This window comes from Bradyrhizobium sp. UBA2491 (assembly GCF_002341725.1).
Classification (GTDB): domain Bacteria; phylum Pseudomonadota; class Alphaproteobacteria; order Rhizobiales; family Xanthobacteraceae; genus Bradyrhizobium.
Window position 1 is genome coordinate 413 of record NZ_DDOP01000089.1, and the last position, 995, is coordinate 1,407.

Genomic DNA, 995 nt, shown 5'->3' on the forward strand with positions numbered 1-995 from the left:
CGAGCCACTCCAAGCGAACACCGAAAGCTCCCGCCCCAAGGAATGGCGCAGTCGTCCCAACAATCTGTCGGCAAGCAATTGACCCCGGGTGTCATCGAATGCACCGATACTGCCACAGTCCAACGCTACATCTGGCCAAGAAACACCGTTGCGAACGACGGCGCTTATGAGGCCTAATGAAAGAGCGTGGCCGCCCGCCGTGTTCCAGACGACGTCAAACACTGGCTCGGGACAATCTGGCCCGGCGTGCTCCAGCATCGACCTCGCTTCTGTCTTCGAAAAGAACGGAAGGTCAAAGGAGCCGGGCGACGCGATGCGCTGCGTCACGATGATCCTCGACTTCGGTCCGCATAGGTTCGCAAGTCCATCCACTGAGATGCCGGGAGCGGCATCGTCGACGACCAAGAGGCACGCCCGAGTTTTCAAGAGAAAAGCGACGTTCCGCAAATCGCCACCGCGTCTGAGCGGCACCGAAGCGAGGTCCTCAGGCCGGCTGATCTCTCCAGGATCGAGCCAGATCGTCAGATTGAAATCTTCGCGATGCTTGATGGCAAAGGCTGCAGCCGCCGCCGATTTTCCGAGCCCACCGATTCCAGTGATCGCGATGCATTTGCTGCTTTCGAGTCGCCTGGCGATCTCAGCGTCCACGTCGGATCGAACAAGCTGCTGACGATCGGGAGCTGGAACCGCGTGGCTCGCGGCCTCTTCGTCATGTATCCGTTCGAACTCGGGAACAAAGCGAGCGAGCTGCTCGACCGCCCGATCGTCGAACAGAAGCTCGTCGACTAGGCGAGCTGCAATTTCCTCTGCGCCCCAGAGGTGCAGTGCCTTCCTGACCATCGTCGGCCACGCTCGAACTCGCGTCTCGAACGCCTGTGCGTTTTTCGGTGCTCTGCGACGCCCAGAAAGGAGAAATACGACTTCAGCGGTAGACTTACGATGTAGTGCCTTGGTCAGATCAGATTCAGCTTTAGGCATGGAGCCTACAAAGTAGT

1 protein-coding gene is annotated in these 995 nt (G+C 58.9%); it reads right to left on the minus strand.

Features of this window, described 5'->3' with window-relative positions; genetic code table 11:
* The coding region (locus B2W55_RS29975) for a hypothetical protein (RefSeq protein WP_291532722.1) at positions 1-840 on the minus strand (840 nt) is incomplete at its 3' end.
* Between the last annotated feature and the right edge of the window lie 155 nt (positions 841-995).